Below are 17,871 nucleotides of genomic sequence, written 5' to 3' on the forward strand. Positions count from 1 at the left end.
AATGATGCAGATCGAAAACAAGGTTTTTCTCGTCACCGGCGGTGCTTCCGGTCTGGGTGCGGCCACCGCTGAAATGCTGGTCGACGCGGGCGCCAAAGTGATGCTGGTGGACATGAATGCCGAGGCTGTCGCGGCGCAGGCCCAGCGTCTGGGCGCGCAAAGCGTGGTGGCGGACATCAGCGACGAAGCGGCGGCCGAAGCGGCGGTGCAGGCTACGGTCAAGGCCTTTGGCGGCCTCAATGGCCTGGTCAACTGCGCGGGCATCGTGCGTGGCGAGAAGATCCTCGGCAAGAACGGTCCGCACACGCTGGGCAGCTTCAGCCAGGTGATCAACGTCAACTTGATTGGCAGCTTCAACATGCTACGCCTGGCGTCGGCGGCGATTGCCGAAACCGAAGCGGACGCCGGTGGCGAGCGCGGCGTGATCATCAACACGGCATCGGCGGCGGCCTATGACGGCCAGATTGGCCAAGCGGCGTATGCGGCTTCCAAGGGCGCCATTGTCAGCCTGACCTTGCCGGCGGCCCGTGAGCTGGCGCGTTTCGGCATCCGCGTGATGACCATCGCCCCGGGCATTTTCGAAACGCCGATGATGGCCGGCATGACCCCGGAAGTGCGCGACTCCCTGGCCGCCGGCGTGCCATTCCCGCCGCGCCTGGGCAAACCGGCCGAGTACGCGTCGCTGGTCCGGCATATCATTGAAAACAGCATGCTCAATGGCGAGGTGATCCGTCTCGACGGCGCCTTGCGCATGGCGGCCAAATAAGGAGGATTTGTCATGACTATTGCCAACGATCCAATCGTTATCGTCAGCGCCGTCCGCACCCCGATGGGTGGTTTCCAGGGCGAACTGAAAAGCCTGACCGCGCCGCAACTGGGTGCTGCTGCGATCAAGGCTGCTGTGGAGCGTGCCGGTGTTGCGCCGGATGCGGTCGATGAAGTGCTGGTCGGTTGCGTATTGCCGGCCGGCCTTGGCCAGGCCCCTGCGCGTCAGGCGGCGCTGGGTGCGGGGCTGGACAAGTCGACCCGCTGTACCACCGTGAACAAGATGTGCGGCTCCGGCATGGAAACCGCCATCCTGGCCCATGACATGCTGTTGGCCGGCAGTGCCGAGGTGGTGATTGCCGGCGGCATGGAAAGCATGTCCAACGCGCCGTACCTGCTGGACCGCGCCCGTGCCGGTTACCGCATGGGCCACGGCCGCGTTCTGGACTCGATGTTCCTCGACGGCCTGGAAGACGCCTACGACAAGGGCCGCCTGATGGGCACCTTTGCCGAAGACTGTGCCGAAACCAACGACTTCAGCCGCGAAGCCCAGGATGCATTTGCCATTGCCTCGACCACCCGTGCACAACAGGCGATCAAGGACGGCAGCTTCAAGGACGAGATCGTGCCGTTGACCGTCACCGTCGGCAAGGAACAGGTGATCATCAGCCACGACGAACAACCGCCGAAAGCCAAGCTGGACAAGATCGCCTCGCTGAAACCGGCGTTCCGCGAAGGCGGCACCGTGACGGCGGCCAACTCCAGCTCGATCTCCGACGGTGCAGCGGCGCTGGTGCTGATGCGCCGCTCCGAAGCCGACAAGCGCGGCCTCAAACCGCTGGCGGTGATCCATGGCCACGCAGCATTCGCCGATACCCCGGGCCTGTTCCCGGTGGCACCGATTGGCGCGATCAAGAAACTGATGAAAAAAACCGGCTGGTCCCTGGATCAGGTGGACCTGGTCGAAGTCAACGAAGCCTTCGCCGTGGTTGGCATGGCTGCGATGACCCACCTGGAAATCCCCCACGAGAAGCTCAACGTGCACGGCGGCGCTTGTGCCCTGGGCCACCCGATCGGTGCGTCTGGTGCGCGAATCCTCGTGACCTTGCTCTCGGCCCTGCGCCAGAAAGGCCTGAAGCGTGGCGTGGCGGCGATCTGCATTGGCGGTGGCGAGGCGACGGCGATGGCCGTGGAGTGCCTGTACTGAAACTGATGCAGGCCCATGTGGGAGCGAGCCTGCTCGCGAAGAGGCCATGTCAGTCAACATTGATGTTGAATGACACACCGCTTTCGCGAGCAGGCTCGCTCCCACAGGTTAAATTGTATTAAGGCTCAAATTTATGATCCCCAATGACGAACAACAACAGATCAGCGACGCGGCCCGGCAATTTGCCCAGGAACGGCTGAAACCCTTCGCCGCCGAATGGGACCGCGAGCACCGTTTCCCCAAGGAAGCCATCGGCGAGATGGCCGACCTGGGCTTCTTCGGCATGCTGGTGCCGGAGCAGTGGGGCGGTTGCGACACCGGTTACCTGGCCTATGCCATGGCCCTGGAAGAAATCGCCGCCGGCGATGGCGCCTGCTCGACCATCATGAGCGTGCACAACTCGGTGGGTTGCGTGCCGATCCTCCACTACGGCAACGACGACCAGAAAGAACGCTTCCTCAAACCGCTGGCCAGCGGGGCGATGCTCGGTGCTTTCGCCTTGACCGAACCCCAGGCGGGTTCCGACGCCAGCGGCCTGAAAACCCGCGCGCGTCTTGAGGGCGATCACTACGTGCTCAACGGTTGCAAGCAATTCATCACCTCCGGGCAGAACGCCGGGGTGGTGATTGTGTTTGCGGTGACCGATCCGAGTGCTGGCAAACGCGGTATCACCGCCCTGATCGTGCCGACCGACTCGCCCGGCTACAAAGTGGCCCGGGTCGAGGACAAGCTCGGCCAGCATGCGTCCGACACCTGCCAGATTCTGTTTGAAGACGTGAAAGTCCCGGTGGCCAACCGCTTGGGCGAAGAGGGCGAGGGCTACAAGATCGCGTTGGCCAACCTTGAAGGCGGCCGCGTCGGCATTGCCTCGCAATCGGTGGGCATGGCCCGCGCCGCCTTCGAAGCGGCCCGCGACTACGCCCGTGAGCGCGAAAGCTTTGGCAAGCCGATCATTGAGCATCAAGCGGTCGCGTTCCGCCTGGCGGACATGGCGACCCAAATCGCGGTGGCCCGGCAAATGGTGCACTACGCCGCCGCCCTGCGTGACAGCGGCCAACCGGCCCTGGTCGCCGCCTCGATGGCCAAGCTGTTCGCCTCGGAAATGGCCGAGAAGGTCTGTTCTTCGGCGTTGCAAACCCTGGGCGGTTACGGTTACTTGAACGATTTCCCGCTGGAGCGGATCTACCGCGACGTGCGGGTCTGCCAGATCTACGAAGGCACCAGCGATATTCAGCGCATGGTCATTTCGCGCAATCTTTGAGAGAAGGAAAAAACTCGTGAACTACGAAACGATTTTGCTGGAAACCCATGGCCGCGTGGGCCTGATTACCCTGAACCGTCCGCAGGCGCTGAATGCGTTGAACGCGCAGATCGTCAGCGAACTCAACCACGCCCTCGATGGTTTTGAGGCCGACTCGAACATCGGCTGCATCGTGCTGACCGGCTCGAAAAAAGCCTTTGCCGCCGGTGCCGATATCAAGGAAATGGCTGAGCTGACTTACCCGCAGATCTACCTCGACGACCTGTTCAGCGACAGCGATCGCGTGGCCAACCGCCGCACGCCGATCATCGCCGCGGTCAACGGCTTTGCCCTGGGCGGTGGCTGTGAACTGGCATTGATGTGCGATTTCATTCTGGCCGGCGACAACGCGAAGTTCGGTCAGCCGGAAATCAACCTCGGCGTGCTGCCGGGCATGGGCGGCACCCAGCGCCTGACCCGTGCCGTGGGCAAGGCCAAGGCCATGGAAATGTGCCTGAGCGGACGCCTGATCGGTGCCGAGGAAGCGGAGCGTTGCGGCATCGTGGCGCGGATCGTGCCGAGCGATGAACTGCTGGACGAAGCGTTGAAAGTCGCGGCGTTGATTGCCAGTAAGTCCCTGCCGATTGCGATGATGGTCAAGGAAAGCGTCAATCGCGCCTTTGAAGTGAGCCTGTCCGAAGGCGTGCGTTTCGAACGCCGGGTGTTCCATGCGGCGTTTGCGACGCAGGATCAGAAGGAAGGGATGGCGGCGTTCATTGCCAAGCGTGAGGCTGAATTCCAAGGGAAGTGATGTAGCGTTTTTGCGGGCCTCTTCGCGAGCAGGCTCGCTCCCACAAAGGATCTCATGAACACCAGAGATCCACTGTGGGAGCGAGCCTGCTCGCGAAGCTTTTTTGTTTATTTGTAGGAGCGAGCCTGCTCGCGAAAAACCTGAGGGCGCGGAGTCGATTCAGGCCCCCCGCGTCATTCAGGGCATCACACCAGGTAGTTTTTCAACTCCCGGGCAATCACCATCCGCTGTATCTCGCTCGACCCTTCATAAATCTGCGTGATCCGCGCATCCCGGTAGTACTTCTCTACGGGATAGTCTTCCAGATACCCATACCCGCCATGAATCTGGATCGCTGACGAACAGACCTTCTCGGCCATTTCCGAGGCGAACAGCTTGGCCTGCGATGCCTCCGACAGGCATGGCTTGCCGGCGCTGCGCAACCGGGCGGCATGCAGGATCATCAGGCGCGCTGCGTTGAGTTGCATGTGCATGTCCGCCAGCAGGTTGGCGATGCTCTGGTGCTCGATGATCGGCTTGTTGAACTGCACGCGGTCCCGGGCGTAGGCCAGTGCCGCTTCAAACGCGGCGCGGGCGATGCCCAGTGCCTGGGCGGCGATGCCGATGCGGCCGCCTTCGAGGTTGGACAGGGCGATGGCCAGGCCCTTGCCGCGTTCACCCAGCAGGTTGGCTTCGGCAATGGTGCAGTTGTTCAGGGTGACCGCGCAGGTGTCGGAGGCGCGGATGCCCATCTTGTGTTCGCTGCGGTCGACGGTAAACCCAGGCGTGCTGGTGGGCACCAGGAACGCCGAGATGCCACGCTTGCCCAGATCCGGATCGGTCACGGCAAACACGATCGCCAGTGTTGCCCGTTTGCCATTGCTGACAAATTGCTTGGCGCCGTTGATCACCCATTGGCCGTCGCGCAGTTCGGCGCGGGTGCGCAGGTTGTGCGCTTCGGAACCGGCCTGGGGTTCGGTCAGGCAGAAGCAACCGATGGCCTGGCCGCTGGCCAGATCCGCCAGCCAGGTCTGTTTCTGTTCTTCGGTGCCGTAGTTGAGCACCGGCCCGCAGCCCACGGAGTTGTGGATGCTCATCAGCGCGCCGGTGGCGCCGTCGCCTGCCGAGATTTCTTCCACCGCCAGGGCATAGGCCACGTAGTCGACATAGGTGCCGCCCCATTCCTCGGGCACGACCATGCCGAGCAGACCCAGCTCGCCCATCTTCGCCACCAGCGCATCGTCGATCCAGCCGGCCTTTTCCCAGGCCTGGGCGTGGGGGGCGATTTCGCCACGGGCAAAGTCCCGGGCCATGTCGCGGATCATGACTTGCTCTTCGCTCAATTCGATATCGTGCATGGCTCAGCTCCCGCTTTGATCAAACCCGGTGAAGAAACTCGCCACGTGCTCGGCGTCCAGCGCCTGCAGGGTGGGCGGGTTCCAGCGCGGGTTCTTGTCTTTGTCGATCAGCAAGGCGCGCACGCCTTCGATCAGGTCGCCGCGCTCGAACCACTGGCGGTCCAGGTGCAGCTCAAGGGCGAAGCAGCGTTCCAGGCTCAGGTGCCGGCCGCGTCGCAGCATCTCCAGGGTCACACCCATGGCCAGTGGCGAGCGGGTCAGCAGCAGGTCGGCGGTGGTCGCGGCCCACTCATGACTGTCGGCAACCGTCACTTCGCGCAATTGTTCAACAATACTCGGCACATCGGGCAGGGCGAAGAAGTGGTCGATGGCCGGGCGCAGCGCTTTGAGTGGTGCGTCGGGCAGCTGCTGCACCGCGAGTTTGGCCAGCAAGCTCTGCAAGTCTTTCAGCGGCGTGTCGTGCCATTCCAATTGATCGAGTTTCTCGTCCAGCTCGGCCAGTTTGCTACTGTCCAGATACCAGTCGGCGAGACCGCAATACAGCGCATCCGCCGCACGGATCTGCACGCCGCTGACGCCCAGGTAAATCCCCAATTCACCGGGAATGCGCGGCAGGAAGTAACTGCCACCGACGTCAGGGAAATAGCCGATGCCGACTTCCGGCATCGCTAGGCGGCTCTTTTCGGTGACCACCCGCAAGTCGGCGCCTTGCACCAGCCCCATGCCGCCGCCCAGGACAAAACCGTCCATCAAGGCCAGCACGGGTTTGCGGTAATGATGGATCGCCAGGTCGAGGGCGTATTCCTCGACGAAGAAATCTTCGTGCAGTGTGTCGCCGTTTTTGAAGCTGTCATGCAGCGAGCGAATGTCACCGCCGGCACAGAAGGCTTTTTCCCCGGCGCCGCGCAGCACGACCGCATGCACCTGCGGATCCTGTGCCCAGGCATCGAGCTGGCGTTGCAGGCTGCGGACCATGTCGAGGGTCAGCGCGTTGAGCCCGGCGGGGCGGTTGAGGGTCAGGTGACCGATGTGGTTGCGAACCTCGGCCAGCACTTCATTTTGCGTGGCATCCATGGACCGGGCCCCTGGAGAAGAAACCTGAGCAGTCATCACTAACTCCCTGCTTTTATTGTTCTTTATAGAGAAGCTCGCGCGCGAGCGATGCTGGATCGTAACAGTGCAAATTTGTGATGTACAACGGGGATATGTGCAGGGTCTCCCTGCATATTTGCAATGACGATCACATACACCCAATGTGGGAGCGAGCCTGCTCGCGAAGGCGGTATGTCATTCAACATTGATGTTGTCGGATATGGCCTCTTCGCGAGCAGGCTCGCTCCCACAGTGGGCTGTGTTGTGTCAGGTTCTGCGGCTCAGCACTTCACCAATACTGCGACGTTTGGCATGTAACTCACTGGCGTGAATCAATTGTTCCAGGTCTTCAGGGGTGACGTCGAAAAAGGCCTCCATGTCGGCCAACGCCAGTTTCAGGTCCTGGGCGGTGATGGCCAGGCTGTCGGTGGGCGGATGATCGGCGGGCACCACGGCCACCGGCTCTGCCGGGCGCTTGGGGTAGCGGATGCGCGTGAGGTTGTTGTAGGCCAGGGCGCTGAGCAGCATGATCGACGCGCCGAGCATGACCGGGCCCAGGGCTTTCCAGTCCATGGCAACGGTGGCCGGGTCGGCCAGCACCAGGGTCAGCGCCAGTGCGCCGGCCGGTGGATGCAGGCAGCGCAGCCAGCACATCAGGATCAGCGCCATGCCCGCCGCCAGGCACGCACTGCCCAGCGTCCGGCCCAGCACATGGGCCACCAGCAGCGCCACCACGCCGGCACTCAAGTAGCCGCCCAGAATCGACCAAGGCTGCGCCAATGCGCCGGAAGACACCGCGAACAACAGCACCGCCGAGGCACCCAGCGGGCCGATCAAATGCTGCGCCACTTCGATGCCGAAGACCTGACCGCATAGCCACACGCTGAGCAGGGTGCCGAAGGCCATGCCGATAGCGGCGCGACTCCATTCGGAGGGGCGGGTGTTGATGGCGGCGGGCAACCAGCGAGCGAGCATGATGAAAAGTATTTCCTTGATAAAAACCTGAGGAAAAAAAAAGGCTTGCCGGGGATACCCAGAAAGCCCTTGAAGTTGTTCCAACTATTGGGGGAGGAACGACGACAGTTTGCCGATCCTTGCTGATGCTGACAAATTCATATTAATGAAGCTTCAGTTCATTAATTCTGATGTAAAGCCACGCGCCGGCCACTCATGAAACACAGTGCTCCGCCCAACGCTGCCAGTGCACTCAGCGCGTAAAACATGGTCGGTGCCGGCGTGTGCATCAACAGGAAACCAGAAATAACCGGGCTCAGGGCGCCGCCGAGGGCGGCCAGGTTCTGCGCGCCGTAGTAACTGCCGCGCAGCGCTTCGGGGGCCAGGGTGTCGACGAAGAGAAACTCGGCGGGATAAATGATCATTTCCCCGAGGGTGAAGATGAACATCGCCACGCACCAACTGATCAGGCTGTCCGCCAGGCTGAAGCCGATCAACCCGAGGATGAACAGGCTGGTACCCCCAGCGATCCAGTAGCGCAAATGCTCGCGCCTGAGAAACCGCCCGATCTGGTACTGCAACAGGATCACGCTGATGGCGTTGCAGGCGAGCAGGGCGGCCATGACTTTCAGTGTGTGCTGGTCGTCGCTGGTGACCAACAGGTACTGCGACAGGTAAAAGGTAAAACGGCCGTGCACCACGGTACTGAGCAGGCATCCGCAGGTGAACATGATCAGGGTGCGGTCGTTTTTTAGCGTAATCAGTGTTTTCAGGAAGCTTTGTGCCTGACCGATTACCGGCGCCAACGCCGGGTCCCTGGCAATGCCGGTCATCAAAAAGATGCTGAAAAACGCAATGCCGCCCGCCAGCAGAAACGGTGCTAACGGGTAGATGCCGGCAATGATCACGCCGAGCATAGGGCCGACGGCATAGCCGATATTGGTCAAGGTATAAGTCAGTGAAAACGCCTTGGCGCGTTGGCTTATCGGCAGGTTTTCACTGAGGATCGCTTTGGAACCGATGAGAAACAGCGCCGAGGCGGTTTCGGTGACCACCAGGATGACGGTGGTCAGGTAAAGATTTTCCGCGAACGTCAGCAGCACCAGGCCGATTGCGCTGGAAAGCATGGTCAGAATCAGCAGCCGGCGTTTTTCCAGGCGATCGATGATGTAACCGCCATAGAGTGCGAGCAGGGTAGCGATAAACACTGCGATGCCCAGCAGCAAGCCAACATCCTGTTGGTTGAGGCCAAGCTTGTTGCTCAGAAACAGTGTCAGCATGGGGCTGGTGATGGCGCGGCTGACGACGATGGTCAGCGAGCAGATCAGCAGCCGGCGAATAACGAGCGAGTAAGTGGCCACGAGGGGGGCAAATGTCCTTATTCAGATTCCGTAGTGTTCGGCACTATATCGGATCACGGCCATTCGCGAGCGGGCTCGCTCCCACATTTCAACGGCGTCGGATACAAAACTTGCAGCCACTGGATAACTCATGTGGGAGCGAGCCTGCTCGCGAATAGGGAGTGTCAGACCATCTGTTTGTCACCTGACAGCCGCTTTCGCGAGCAGGCTCGCTCCCACAGAGTCTGTGCTTGGCTGACGACCTCAAGCCACCGAAACAGCAGACCAGCTCTGCAATGGAATCGGCAACTTGCGCGACTCGCCACGCCCCATCGGGAAGTACATGAAACCCTTTTGGGCCAGGCGGTCGGCGTCGTAGAGATTGCGCCCGTCAAAGATCACCGGCGCATGGAGCCGCTGACGGATCAGGTCGAAATCCGGGGCCTTGAACTGCTGCCATTCGGTGCAGATGATCAGGGCGTCGGCACCGTTGAGCACCGATTCCGGTGTGCCCATGAGCATCAGTTTCGCTTCGTCGGGGTACAGGTTCTGGGTTTCCTGCATGGCTTCCGGGTCGAACGCCCGTACGTTCGCACCCGCGGCCCACAGCGCTTCGAGCAATACCCGGCTCGGCGCGTCGCGCATGTCGTCGGTATTGGGTTTGAAGGCCAGGCCCCAGACGGCAAAGGTCTTGCCGCGCAAATCGCCCTTGTAGAAGGCTTTGATGCGTTCGAACAACTTGTGTTTTTGTCGCTGGTTGATGGCCTCCACCGCTTGCAGCAGGTCGCTGGAGCAGTGGGCCTCTTCGGCGCTGTGGATCAGGGCGCGCATGTCCTTGGGAAAGCACGAGCCGCCGTAGCCGCAACCGGGGTAGATGAAGTGGTAGCCGATGCGTGAATCGGCCCCGATGCCCAGGCGCACCGATTCGATGTCGGCACCCAGGTGTTCGGCCAGTTCGGCCATCTGGTTGATGAAGCTGATCTTGGTCGCCAGCATGCAGTTGGCGGCGTATTTGGTCAGTTCGGCGCTGCGCAGGTCCATGAACATGACGCGGTCATGGTTGCGGTTGAACGGCGCGTACAACTCACGCATCACATCACGAACTTCGTCGCGCTCGCAGCCGATGACGATGCGGTCCGGGCGCCGGCAATCGGCCACGGCCGAGCCTTCCTTGAGAAACTCGGGGTTGGAGACGATATCGAACTGCAGCAACCGACCCACCTTGATCAGGCATTTGTCGATGTGCGTACGCAAGGCATCGCCTGTACCCACCGGCACCGTGGATTTCTCCACCAGGATCACCGGTTGTTCACGGTGCCGCGCCACGGCTTCACCCACTGCCAGTACGTAGCGCAAGTCCGCCGAGCCATCGTCTCGGGACGGCGTACCTACCGCGATGAACAACACCTGGCCATGTTGCACGGCGAGCTTTTCGTCCGTGGTGAACTGCAGCCGTTTGGCGTCCAGGCTTTCGCGCACCAGGCTGGCCAGCCCGGGTTCGAAAATGCTCACGTGGCCTTGTTGCAGCAGCTCGACCTTTTTCGGGTCAATGTCCATGCACACCACGTCATGGCCGACTTCAGCCAGAACGGCCGCCTGGACCAGGCCAACATAACCGCTACCAAATACACTGATCTTCATGGGGCACTCCTGAGTTCGGGCGCGTAAGCAGGTCGAGAGTTGATGGTGATGACGCCGAGGATGACCAGGGCCACCCCGAGGCTTTTGGAAAGACTGAAGTCTTCATGGAAGAACGGCAGGCTGGCAGCGGCCAGATACACCAGCGCGTAGCTGATGCTCAGCAGCGAGTAGGCGCGACCGAGGGGCAGATCGCGCAGGGCGACGAGCCAGCAGAGCATCGACAGGGCGTAGGCCAGGATGGCGACCAGCACCACGGCGATGGCCGCGGGATCAATGCCGCCGCCAAGCCAGTGCTCCGGCAGCGGCAGGCGACTCATGCTCCAGCGCATGCCCAGTTGTGCAGCACTGACCAGCAGCACGCTGCCCAGCGCAAAGGTGATGCCGCGATACCGAGTCATGCGTGTTGCCCCAGCAAAGCCACACCGCCGATCACCAGCGCCACGCCCAGCCAATGGCGACTGTCGACGGTTTCCTGGAACACGAAGCGCGCCACCAGGGTGATCAGCACGAAATTGAGGCTCAGCATCGGGTAGGCAATGCCCACTTCGAGGCGCTGCAGCACCAGCAGCCACACCAGCAAGCCGAGCCCCAACGAGACCAGCGCCAGCCACAACCATGGCGAGCGCAGTTTCGTGCTCAAGTTCGACGCCTGGCCACGCCAGCTTTCCACGGCGTACTTCTGGGCGATCTGACCCAGGCAGGTGAGCAGGCAGGCGGCCAGCAACAGAAGCAGGCTCATGGCGCCGTCCGGGGAATGATCAGAATCACGATGTTGCCTTGTTCATAGCGCTTGCCGTCCTTGGGCAGCCGTTCAAGTTCGCGCAGCTCGTCGTCGCCCTTGACCCGCATCACCACGCCCACCGAGCCTTGCTGGCGGGCGTCGTGCATCCACTGCTGGACCTGGCCGGGATCGACGCGCTGCTGTACGCCCTCAGGATAAGCAAGGCCATATTTCAGTTCGCCTATCGTGTTGTACAAAGCCACGTTCGGCCGCTTCAAGCGCCAGGCCAGGGCCGACGCAGCGCCCAGGTCATTGCTGAGCAACCGCTCGGTCTGGCCGAGCTCCGCGGCGTGTTCGAGGATGAACTGATCGGGCATCTTGTTGGCGACGACCGAATGGGGCAGCCCCGCCGGCAGCAGTCCGATCAGCAGCAGGCTGCCGAAGGCCGGGGCGGCCCAGCATTGCAGGGGGCGAAAGGCTTGCAGCAGGTTGGCCATGATCCAGCCGGTCAGGCCGATGAACACCAGCACCAGGTTGTGCAGTTCATGGTCGTACAAGGGTTTTTTCAGCTGCAGGTAGACCAGGGCCAGGAGCGTGACCATCCCCAGCGCCAGGTTGAGCAGGCCATTGATGCCCAGGGCGCGGCCTTGCCCAAGTTTCAGGCGATCGGCCAGGGTGTGTCCCAGCAGCAGGGCCAATGGCAGCAGGCACGGCAGGATGTAACTGGGCAATTTGCCTTTGCTGATGCTGAAAAACAGCAGCGGCATCAACAGCCACAACAGCAGGAAGGCGATATTGGCCTGGCGCCGGGTCTGCCAGGCCTGTTTCAGCGCCGGTGGCAGCAGGGCCGCCCACGGCAGGCTGAACGCCACCAGCAGTGGCAGGTAATACCACCAGGGGGCGTCATGCTGGGCGTCGTCCCCGGCGAAGCGACGGATGTGTTCGTGCCAGAAGAAGAATCGCCAGTAATCGGGTTCCCGGGCATGCACCGCCAGGACCCATGGCAGGCTGACGGCGATGGCCACCCCAATCGCCAGGGGGCCGTAGACCAGCAGTTCACGCCAGCGCTTTTGCCAGAGCATCCAGGGCAGGGCGATCAGCACCGGCAGCAGCCAGGCGAGAAAGCCCTTGGTCATGAACCCCATGCCGCACGCCAGCCCCAGCACCGTCCAGCCGATCAGGCGAGGGCCACGGTCGACGCTGTCCAGGGCAAACCACAGGGCCACCAGGCTCAGGTTCACCCAAAAGGTGAATTGCGGATCGAGGTTGGCATAACCCGCCGCGCCGGCAATCACGGTGAGGCTCATGTACAGCAACGCGCAGGCGAAGCTCTTGCGCGGCTCGTTCCACAAGCGCCGGGCAATGAGGTAGCACAGCAAGACGCTTAAACCGGTACTGAGCACCGAGGCGATGCGCACGCCGAACAGGTTCTGCCCGAAGATCATCTGACCGAGGGCAATCATCCAGTAACCGGCCGCCGGCTTTTCGAAATAGCGCAGGCTCATGAAGTGCGGCGATACCCAGTTGCCGCTCAGGAGCATGTCCTGGCTGATCTGGGCGTAGCGTGTTTCATCGGGAATCCACAGGCCGTGGCTGCCCAGCGGCAGCAGGTACGCCAGCGCCATGATGGCCAGCAACATCGGCAATGCCCAGCGTCTGCTCATGCGCCTTGCACTCCCAGCCAACCTTCACGGCCCTCCAGCGCGCCGCGTATCACGCGGCCGGCCGTCAGGTTGTCTGGGTTTGCTGGCAGCAGATCGCCCAGCGGTTGAAAAGAAATACCTCGCTGGCGCGCATCGGCCAGCAGTTGACGAAAATCGTGGGCCATCAGAATCCCTTCTACTTCGGCGTGGATCGTGTAGACGTTGAGTTTCCCGGGGGTGAATCGATCGAGAATGAAGGCGTTGAAATCCCTGGCGGCGAGGTTCGGGCCGACCACTTCATCGAAGGTCGGCAGGTCCACCGGGATCTGCGGCACACCCGGCCGGCCATCGGCCAGGATCGGCCGGAACAGGCCATGGCCCCGGCAATCGCTGTTATAGCGAAAGCCAAAGGCTTGCTTGGCCTCGATGACGCGCTCATCCGCGCGCCAGCCGGCGACGGCCGAGCACCAGACATGCTCGCCGAGGATGTCGTGAAGCGTGTCCACGCCCTGACGTATCTGCTCGACCAACTGCGCATCGCGCCAACGACCGGCGTTGGCTTGCCAGCCGTGGTGATCCCAGGCGTGCAGGCCGACTTCATGTCCGGCTGCCCTGGCCCGGCGCATCAGATGCCCGAGGTCGCGCCCAATGGGTTTTCCGGGCCAGGCAGTGCCGGCCAGCAGGATGTCCCAGCCGTACAGGCCGGCCGCGTTGGAACGGAGCATTTTCCAGAGAAATTGCGGACGGATCAGGCGCCACAGGTGCCGACCCATATTGTCGGGGCCGACGCTGAAGAAAAAGGTCGCCTTGATCTGTGCTTCATCCAGCAGGTCCAACAGTCGCGGCACCCCCTCTCGGGTGCCGCGGTAGGTGTCGACATCGATTCGTAGGCCTGCCTGCATCAGTAGGCTTCTTCTTTGGAAAGCGCCGCGATTTCGAGCATCGCCTCGCGCAGGAAGAAGTCCAGGGTATTGCCGATGGTTTCATGCATTTCCACGGTCGGCGCCCAGTCCAGCAGGCGTTTGGCGTTGGCGATGCTCGGTTTGCGGTGGGACACGTCCTGGTAACCACTGCCGTAGAACGCCTTGCTTTCGATATCGCGGAACCCGGCGAACGGCGGGAAGTTGTGACGCAACGGATGCGCTTCGAACTGGCGCAACAACTCTTCGCCCAACTGGCGGATGCTGGCTTCGTTGTCCGGGTTGCCGATGTTGATGATCTGGCCATTGCAGGCGTCGTTGTCGTTGTCGATGATCCGCGCCAGGGCTTCGACGCCGTCGGCAATGTCCGTGAAGCAGCGCTTCTGCTCGCCGCCATCGAACAGGCGGATCGGCGTGCCTTCCACCAGGTTCAGGATCAACTGGGTAATCGCCCGGGAACTGCCGATGCGTGCCGAGTCCAGCCGGTCGAGGCGCGGGCCCATCCAGTTGAAGGGGCGGAACAGGGTGAAGTTCAGGCCTTTCTGGCCGTAGGCCCAGATCACCCGGTCGAGCAATTGCTTGGACGTGGAGTAGATCCAGCGCTGCTTGTTGATCGGGCCTACGATCAGGTTGGAGTTGTCTTCATCGAAGTTGCTGTCCTGGCACATGCCATAGACTTCCGAGGTCGACGGGAAAATCACCCGCTTGTTGTATTTGACGCAGTAGCGAACCAGCTTCAGGTTCTCTTCAAAATCCAGTTCGAACACCCGCAGAGGGTTGCGCGTGTACTCGATCGGCGTGGCAATCGCCACCAACGGCAGGACCACGTCGCACTTCTTGATGTGGTACTCGATCCACTCGGAGTGAATGCTGATGTCGCCTTCGACGAAGTGGAAGTTCGGATGGCTGCGCAGGCGTTCGATGGCGTCCGAGCCGATATCCAGGCCATAGACTTCATAGCGGTCGTCGCGCAGCAGGCGTTCGGACAAGTGATTGCCGATGAAGCCGTTGACACCGAGGATCAGTACTCGGGTGCGCCGAGGCGCGCGAGCGGACTGGGCATCGCTTAACAGGGAACCGTCCACCAGCCCCAGTTCATTGGCCAGTTGCGGGCCGCTCAGGTACAGGCCGTTGTCGTTGCGCTGACCGGCGCTGATCACCAGCGAGTCTTCACCGCAGGCGATACGCAGCGGATCGACGCTGAGCACCCGGCCTGGCGCCTGGCCGTCATTGCCCTTGACGACCTGCGCGCTCCAGACAATCAGCTTGTGCTCACCCACCGCGCAGAATGCGCCCGGATAAGGTTGGGTCACGGCGCGGACCAGGTTGAACAAAGCTTGCGCAGGTCTGTGCCACAGCAGTTTGCCGTCAGCGGCGGTGCGCCGGCCAAACACCGTGGCCTGGCTCTCCTCCTGCGGGGTTTCACTGACTTTGCCCTGTAGCAGGGCCGGCAGCGTGTCGCGCAGCAGGTCGACGGCGGCCACGCGTAACTTGCCGTGCAGGCTGAGCGCGGTATCCGTGGGGTCGATGGCCACCCGTTGCTGGGCGAGGATGGCGCCAGCGTCGGCGCGTTTGACCATGCGATGCAGGGTCACGCCGGTTTCGCTTTCACCATTGACCAGCACCCAGTTGGCCGGTGCGCGACCGCGATAGCGTGGCAACAGCGAGCCGTGCAGGTTGAAGGCGCCTTTTCGGGCAATGGCCAGCAGCGGTTCGCTCAGCAGATTGCGGTAGTAGAACGAGAACAGGTAATCGGGATCGAGTTTGGCGATGCGCTCGATCCACAGCGGGTGGTTGGCATCCTCCGGCGCGTGCACCGGGATGCCTTTGCGCGCACAAAGCTGCGCCACGGAGCCATAGAAGGTGTTTTCCCCGGGATCGTCGGCGTGGGTAAACACAGCGGCGATGTCATAGCCGGCGTCGAGCAGTGTTTCAATGCCGGCGCAGCCAATATCGTGATAGGCGAAGACAACAGCGTTTGCGGTCATGGAAGAACCCGATGAGTCGTAGAGGAAGTAGGGCGATCGGTGCTGGTAACGGCAACAGGGGCGGCGGGCTTGCTGCGCAGCACCTTTTCGACAAAGAAACGGGGGCGGGCGCGGACGTCGCTGTACATGCGTCCCAGGTATTCGCCCAACAGACCCATGCCGATGAATTGGCCGCCGGTGAACACGAACAGCACGGCGAACAACACGAAGGTGCCGTCGCCGGCCCAACTGCTGCCGAAGGCCAGGCGCAGGACAATCAGCGCCATGGCGAACAGCACGCCGAGGGCCGCCATGCCGAAGCCGACAATGCTCAACAACCGGAGGGGCGTGGTGGTCATGCAGGTGACCAGGTCGAACATCAGGTTGACCAGGCGCATGGGGCTGTATCGGGATTCCCCGTGCTCGCGCTCGGCGTGGTTCACGAGGATTTCCGTGGTGTGCCGGGCGAAGCTGTTGGCCAGGATCGGAATGAAGGTGCTGCGCTCGCGGCAGGCGAGCATCGCGTCGACGATGGTGCGGCGATAGGCGCGCAACATGCAGCCGTAGTCACTCATGGCCACGCCGGTGGAGCGTTGTACGGCGAGGTTGATGAGTTTCGACGGCCAGCGGCGCAGGGCCGAGTCCTGACGGTTGTTGCGCACCGTGGCGACCACGTCGTAGCCGAGTTCGGCCTGGGCGACCAGTCGCGGGATTTCCTCGGGCGGGTTTTGCAGATCGGCGTCGAGGGTGATGACCAGATCACCCTTGCTCTGCTCGAAGCCGGCCATGATCGCGGCGTGCTGGCCGTAATTGCGATTGAGTATGACCGCCACCACCGGGCTGCCCGGGCGGGACGCGGCTTGCTCCAGAAGGTAGGCGGAGTCGTCACGGCTGCCGTCGTCGACCAGCACGATTTCGTAGGCGTGGTGCAGTTGCTGGCAGGCCGCTTCGGTACGGCGCAGCAGCTCCGGCAGGCTGGCTTGTTCGTTGTAGACCGGGATGACGATCGACACGACGTTTATCGGGTAAGGTCTCACAGGCTTCTGTCCAGGCAGTTTTCGATGGCGCCGACAACGCGTTCGACGTCATCGGTGGTCATGTCGGGGAACAGCGGGATCGAGCACAGGCGCGCCGAGTTCCATTCGGTATTGGGCAGGTGAACGGCGGGGAAGCGTTTGCGGTACCAGGTGTGCAGGTGCGTGGCAATGAAGTGAATGCCAGTGCCGATGTTCTGTTCCTGCAAGGCTTTCATGAACGCCTCGCGATCCAGTCCGCAGCGTTCCGGATCGATGCGCAGGATGAACAGGTGCCAGGCGTGCTGTTGCGGATAGGTCGGCAGGGCCAGCGGTTGCACCGGCAGGCCTTCAAGCCGCTGCAGGTAATGTCTGGCCAGTTGCGTGCGTTTGGCGTTGATCTCGTCCAGCCGCTCCAGTTGCACCAGCGCAATGGCGGCGTTGATATCGGCCAGGTTGTATTTGAAACCGGGTTCGACCACCTGCGCCTGGGGCTTGCGGCCATGGGTCAAGCGGTCGTAGGCATCGACGCCCAGGCCGTGGAACTTGAGCATGCGAACCCGATTGGCGAGCGCCTCGTCGTCGGTGACCAACATCGCGCCCTCGGCGCAGGTCATGTTCTTGATCGCATGGAACGAGAAAATCGCCGTGCCTTTGGCGCCGACGCGACGCCCCCTGTAAAGGGTGCCGGCGGCGTGGGCGGCGTCTTCGATCACCGCGACACCGTGTTTATCGGCCAGCGCATACAAAGGATCGAGGTCGAACGCCGCGCCGGCGTAGTGGACCGGGATGATCGCCATGGTACGCGGGGTGATTGCCGCCTCGATGCTCGCCAGGTCACTCATCAAGGTGTCGGGGTCAACGTCGACGAATACCGGTGTGGCACCCAGCAGGCAAATCATGTTGGCCGTGGACACCCAGGTCTGCGACGGGGTGATGACTTCATCGCCGGGGCCGATCCCGAGGGCGAGCAACGTGACATGCATTGCGCCAGTGGCCGAGGACAATGCGACGGCATGACGGCAACCGACATAGTGGGCGAAGTGTTCTTCCAGTTGCTGGTTTTTCGCGCCGGTGGTGATCCAGCCCGAGCGCAGAACTTGCTCTACGGCGGTGATTTCTTCATCGCCGATACTGGGGCGGGAGAAGGGGAGAAACGCATCACTCATGAAGAACCTCGGGACGTGGCTCGTCCTTCGGCAAATGCCGAAAGAATCAGG

16 protein-coding genes are annotated in these 17,871 nt (G+C 62.2%); 4 read left to right on the forward strand and 12 right to left on the reverse strand.

Annotation, left to right across the window (positions count from 1 at the left end; genetic code table 11):
- The first annotated feature begins 4 nt into the window (after window positions 1–4).
- The 4 genes from HNQ83_RS12525 to HNQ83_RS12540 all read left to right on the forward strand — a co-directional run bounded on the left by HNQ83_RS12525 (window position 5) and on the right by HNQ83_RS12540 (window position 4,023).
- Window positions 5–766 (forward strand): SDR family NAD(P)-dependent oxidoreductase, encoded by a 762-nt coding sequence (locus tag HNQ83_RS12525; RefSeq protein WP_175389321.1) that lies wholly within the window; start codon window positions 5–7, stop codon window positions 764–766.
- Between the two features lie 12 nt (window positions 767–778).
- Window positions 779–1,972 carry an acetyl-CoA C-acyltransferase gene (locus tag HNQ83_RS12530; RefSeq protein ID WP_175389244.1) on the forward strand — a complete coding sequence of 398 codons (1,194 nt, stop codon included), beginning with the start codon at window positions 779–781 and terminating at the stop codon, window positions 1,970–1,972.
- Window positions 1,973–2,105: 133 nt separating this feature from the next.
- Window positions 2,106–3,233, forward strand: a complete 1,128-nt coding sequence (locus HNQ83_RS12535) for an acyl-CoA dehydrogenase (RefSeq protein ID WP_175389245.1) — start codon at window positions 2,106–2,108, stop codon at window positions 3,231–3,233.
- 16 nt (window positions 3,234–3,249) lie between these two features.
- Window positions 3,250–4,023 carry an enoyl-CoA hydratase gene (locus HNQ83_RS12540; protein WP_175389246.1) on the forward strand — a complete coding sequence of 258 codons (774 nt, stop codon included), beginning with the start codon at window positions 3,250–3,252 and terminating at the stop codon, window positions 4,021–4,023.
- Between the two features lie 185 nt (window positions 4,024–4,208).
- On the opposite strand, the gene HNQ83_RS12545 is transcribed toward HNQ83_RS12540, so the two are convergent.
- The 12 genes from HNQ83_RS12545 to arnB all read right to left on the reverse strand — a co-directional run bounded on the left by HNQ83_RS12545 (window position 4,209) and on the right by arnB (window position 17,820).
- On the reverse strand, window positions 4,209–5,360 hold the full coding sequence (locus HNQ83_RS12545; RefSeq protein ID WP_175389247.1) for an acyl-CoA dehydrogenase family protein: 1,152 nt from the start codon (window positions 5,358–5,360) through the stop codon (window positions 4,209–4,211).
- Between the two features lie 3 nt (window positions 5,361–5,363).
- On the reverse strand, window positions 5,364–6,470 hold the full coding sequence (locus tag HNQ83_RS12550; protein ID WP_175389248.1) for an enoyl-CoA hydratase/isomerase family protein: 1,107 nt from the start codon (window positions 6,468–6,470) through the stop codon (window positions 5,364–5,366).
- Between the two features lie 249 nt (window positions 6,471–6,719).
- Entirely contained in the window at window positions 6,720–7,427 is a 708-nt protein-coding gene (locus HNQ83_RS12555) for an HPP family protein (RefSeq protein ID WP_175389249.1), read from the reverse strand.
- 161 nt (window positions 7,428–7,588) lie between these two features.
- Window positions 7,589–8,767: an MFS transporter gene (locus HNQ83_RS12560; protein WP_175389250.1), complete on the reverse strand. Its 1,179-nt coding sequence runs from the start codon at window positions 8,765–8,767 to the stop codon at window positions 7,589–7,591.
- Window positions 8,768–9,010: 243 nt separating this feature from the next.
- Window positions 9,011–10,387, reverse strand: coding sequence for a UDP-glucose/GDP-mannose dehydrogenase family protein (locus HNQ83_RS12565; RefSeq protein ID WP_175389251.1), 1,377 nt, complete (start codon window positions 10,385–10,387; stop codon window positions 9,011–9,013).
- Complete coding sequence (gene arnF / locus HNQ83_RS12570) at window positions 10,384–10,785, reverse strand: 4-amino-4-deoxy-L-arabinose-phosphoundecaprenol flippase subunit ArnF (RefSeq protein ID WP_175389252.1); 402 nt, start codon at window positions 10,783–10,785, stop codon at window positions 10,384–10,386. Before arnF ends, HNQ83_RS12565 begins: the two co-directional genes overlap by 4 nt.
- On the reverse strand, window positions 10,782–11,126 hold the full coding sequence (arnE, locus tag HNQ83_RS12575) for a 4-amino-4-deoxy-L-arabinose-phosphoundecaprenol flippase subunit ArnE (protein ID WP_175389253.1): 345 nt from the start codon (window positions 11,124–11,126) through the stop codon (window positions 10,782–10,784). Before arnE ends, arnF begins: the two co-directional genes overlap by 4 nt.
- Complete coding sequence (gene arnT / locus HNQ83_RS12580) at window positions 11,123–12,772, reverse strand: lipid IV(A) 4-amino-4-deoxy-L-arabinosyltransferase (protein ID WP_175389254.1); 1,650 nt, start codon at window positions 12,770–12,772, stop codon at window positions 11,123–11,125. The genes arnE and arnT overlap by 4 nt, the downstream gene beginning before the upstream one ends.
- Window positions 12,769–13,653, reverse strand: a complete 885-nt coding sequence (gene arnD, locus HNQ83_RS12585) for a 4-deoxy-4-formamido-L-arabinose-phosphoundecaprenol deformylase (protein ID WP_175389255.1) — start codon at window positions 13,651–13,653, stop codon at window positions 12,769–12,771. Before arnD ends, arnT begins: the two co-directional genes overlap by 4 nt.
- Window positions 13,653–15,659, reverse strand: a complete 2,007-nt coding sequence (gene arnA, locus HNQ83_RS12590; RefSeq protein ID WP_175389256.1) for a bifunctional UDP-4-amino-4-deoxy-L-arabinose formyltransferase/UDP-glucuronic acid oxidase ArnA — start codon at window positions 15,657–15,659, stop codon at window positions 13,653–13,655. Before arnA ends, arnD begins: the two co-directional genes overlap by 1 nt.
- Entirely contained in the window at window positions 15,656–16,675 is a 1,020-nt protein-coding gene (arnC, locus tag HNQ83_RS12595; protein WP_175389257.1) for an undecaprenyl-phosphate 4-deoxy-4-formamido-L-arabinose transferase, read from the reverse strand. The genes arnA and arnC overlap by 4 nt, the downstream gene beginning before the upstream one ends.
- A complete protein-coding gene (gene arnB / locus HNQ83_RS12600; protein WP_175389258.1) occupies window positions 16,672–17,820 on the reverse strand; it encodes a UDP-4-amino-4-deoxy-L-arabinose aminotransferase in 1,149 nt (382 codons plus the stop codon). Before arnB ends, arnC begins: the two co-directional genes overlap by 4 nt.
- Window positions 17,821–17,871: the final 51 nt, after the last annotated feature.

The sequence above is a fragment of the Pseudomonas sp. C2B4 genome, from assembly GCF_013359695.1.
In the GTDB taxonomy this organism is placed as follows: Bacteria; Pseudomonadota; Gammaproteobacteria; order Pseudomonadales; family Pseudomonadaceae; genus Aquipseudomonas.

Bases quoted from the DNA above. Each gene is read 5' to 3' on its own strand.
- HNQ83_RS12525 (WP_175389321.1), top strand. From the start codon at position 5: ATGCAGATCGAAAACAAGGTTTTTCTCGTCACCGGCGGTGCTTCCGGT.
- HNQ83_RS12530 (WP_175389244.1), top strand. From the start codon at position 779: ATGACTATTGCCAACGATCCAATCGTTATCGTCAGCGCCGTCCGCACC.
- arnD (WP_175389255.1), bottom strand. From the start codon at position 13,653: ATGCAGGCAGGCCTACGAATCGATGTCGACACCTACCGCGGCACCCGA.
- arnE (WP_175389253.1), bottom strand. From the start codon at position 11,126: ATGAGCCTGCTTCTGTTGCTGGCCGCCTGCCTGCTCACCTGCCTGGGT.
- arnB (WP_175389258.1), bottom strand. From the start codon at position 17,820: ATGAGTGATGCGTTTCTCCCCTTCTCCCGCCCCAGTATCGGCGATGAA.
- arnA (WP_175389256.1), bottom strand. From the start codon at position 15,659: ATGACCGCAAACGCTGTTGTCTTCGCCTATCACGATATTGGCTGCGCC.
- HNQ83_RS12545 (WP_175389247.1), bottom strand. From the start codon at position 5,360: ATGCACGATATCGAATTGAGCGAAGAGCAAGTCATGATCCGCGACATG.
- arnF (WP_175389252.1), bottom strand. From the start codon at position 10,785: ATGACTCGGTATCGCGGCATCACCTTTGCGCTGGGCAGCGTGCTGCTG.
- HNQ83_RS12535 (WP_175389245.1), top strand. From the start codon at position 2,106: ATGATCCCCAATGACGAACAACAACAGATCAGCGACGCGGCCCGGCAA.
- HNQ83_RS12555 (WP_175389249.1), bottom strand. From the start codon at position 7,427: ATGCTCGCTCGCTGGTTGCCCGCCGCCATCAACACCCGCCCCTCCGAA.
- HNQ83_RS12565 (WP_175389251.1), bottom strand. From the start codon at position 10,387: ATGAAGATCAGTGTATTTGGTAGCGGTTATGTTGGCCTGGTCCAGGCG.
- HNQ83_RS12550 (WP_175389248.1), bottom strand. From the start codon at position 6,470: ATGACTGCTCAGGTTTCTTCTCCAGGGGCCCGGTCCATGGATGCCACG.
- arnT (WP_175389254.1), bottom strand. From the start codon at position 12,772: ATGAGCAGACGCTGGGCATTGCCGATGTTGCTGGCCATCATGGCGCTG.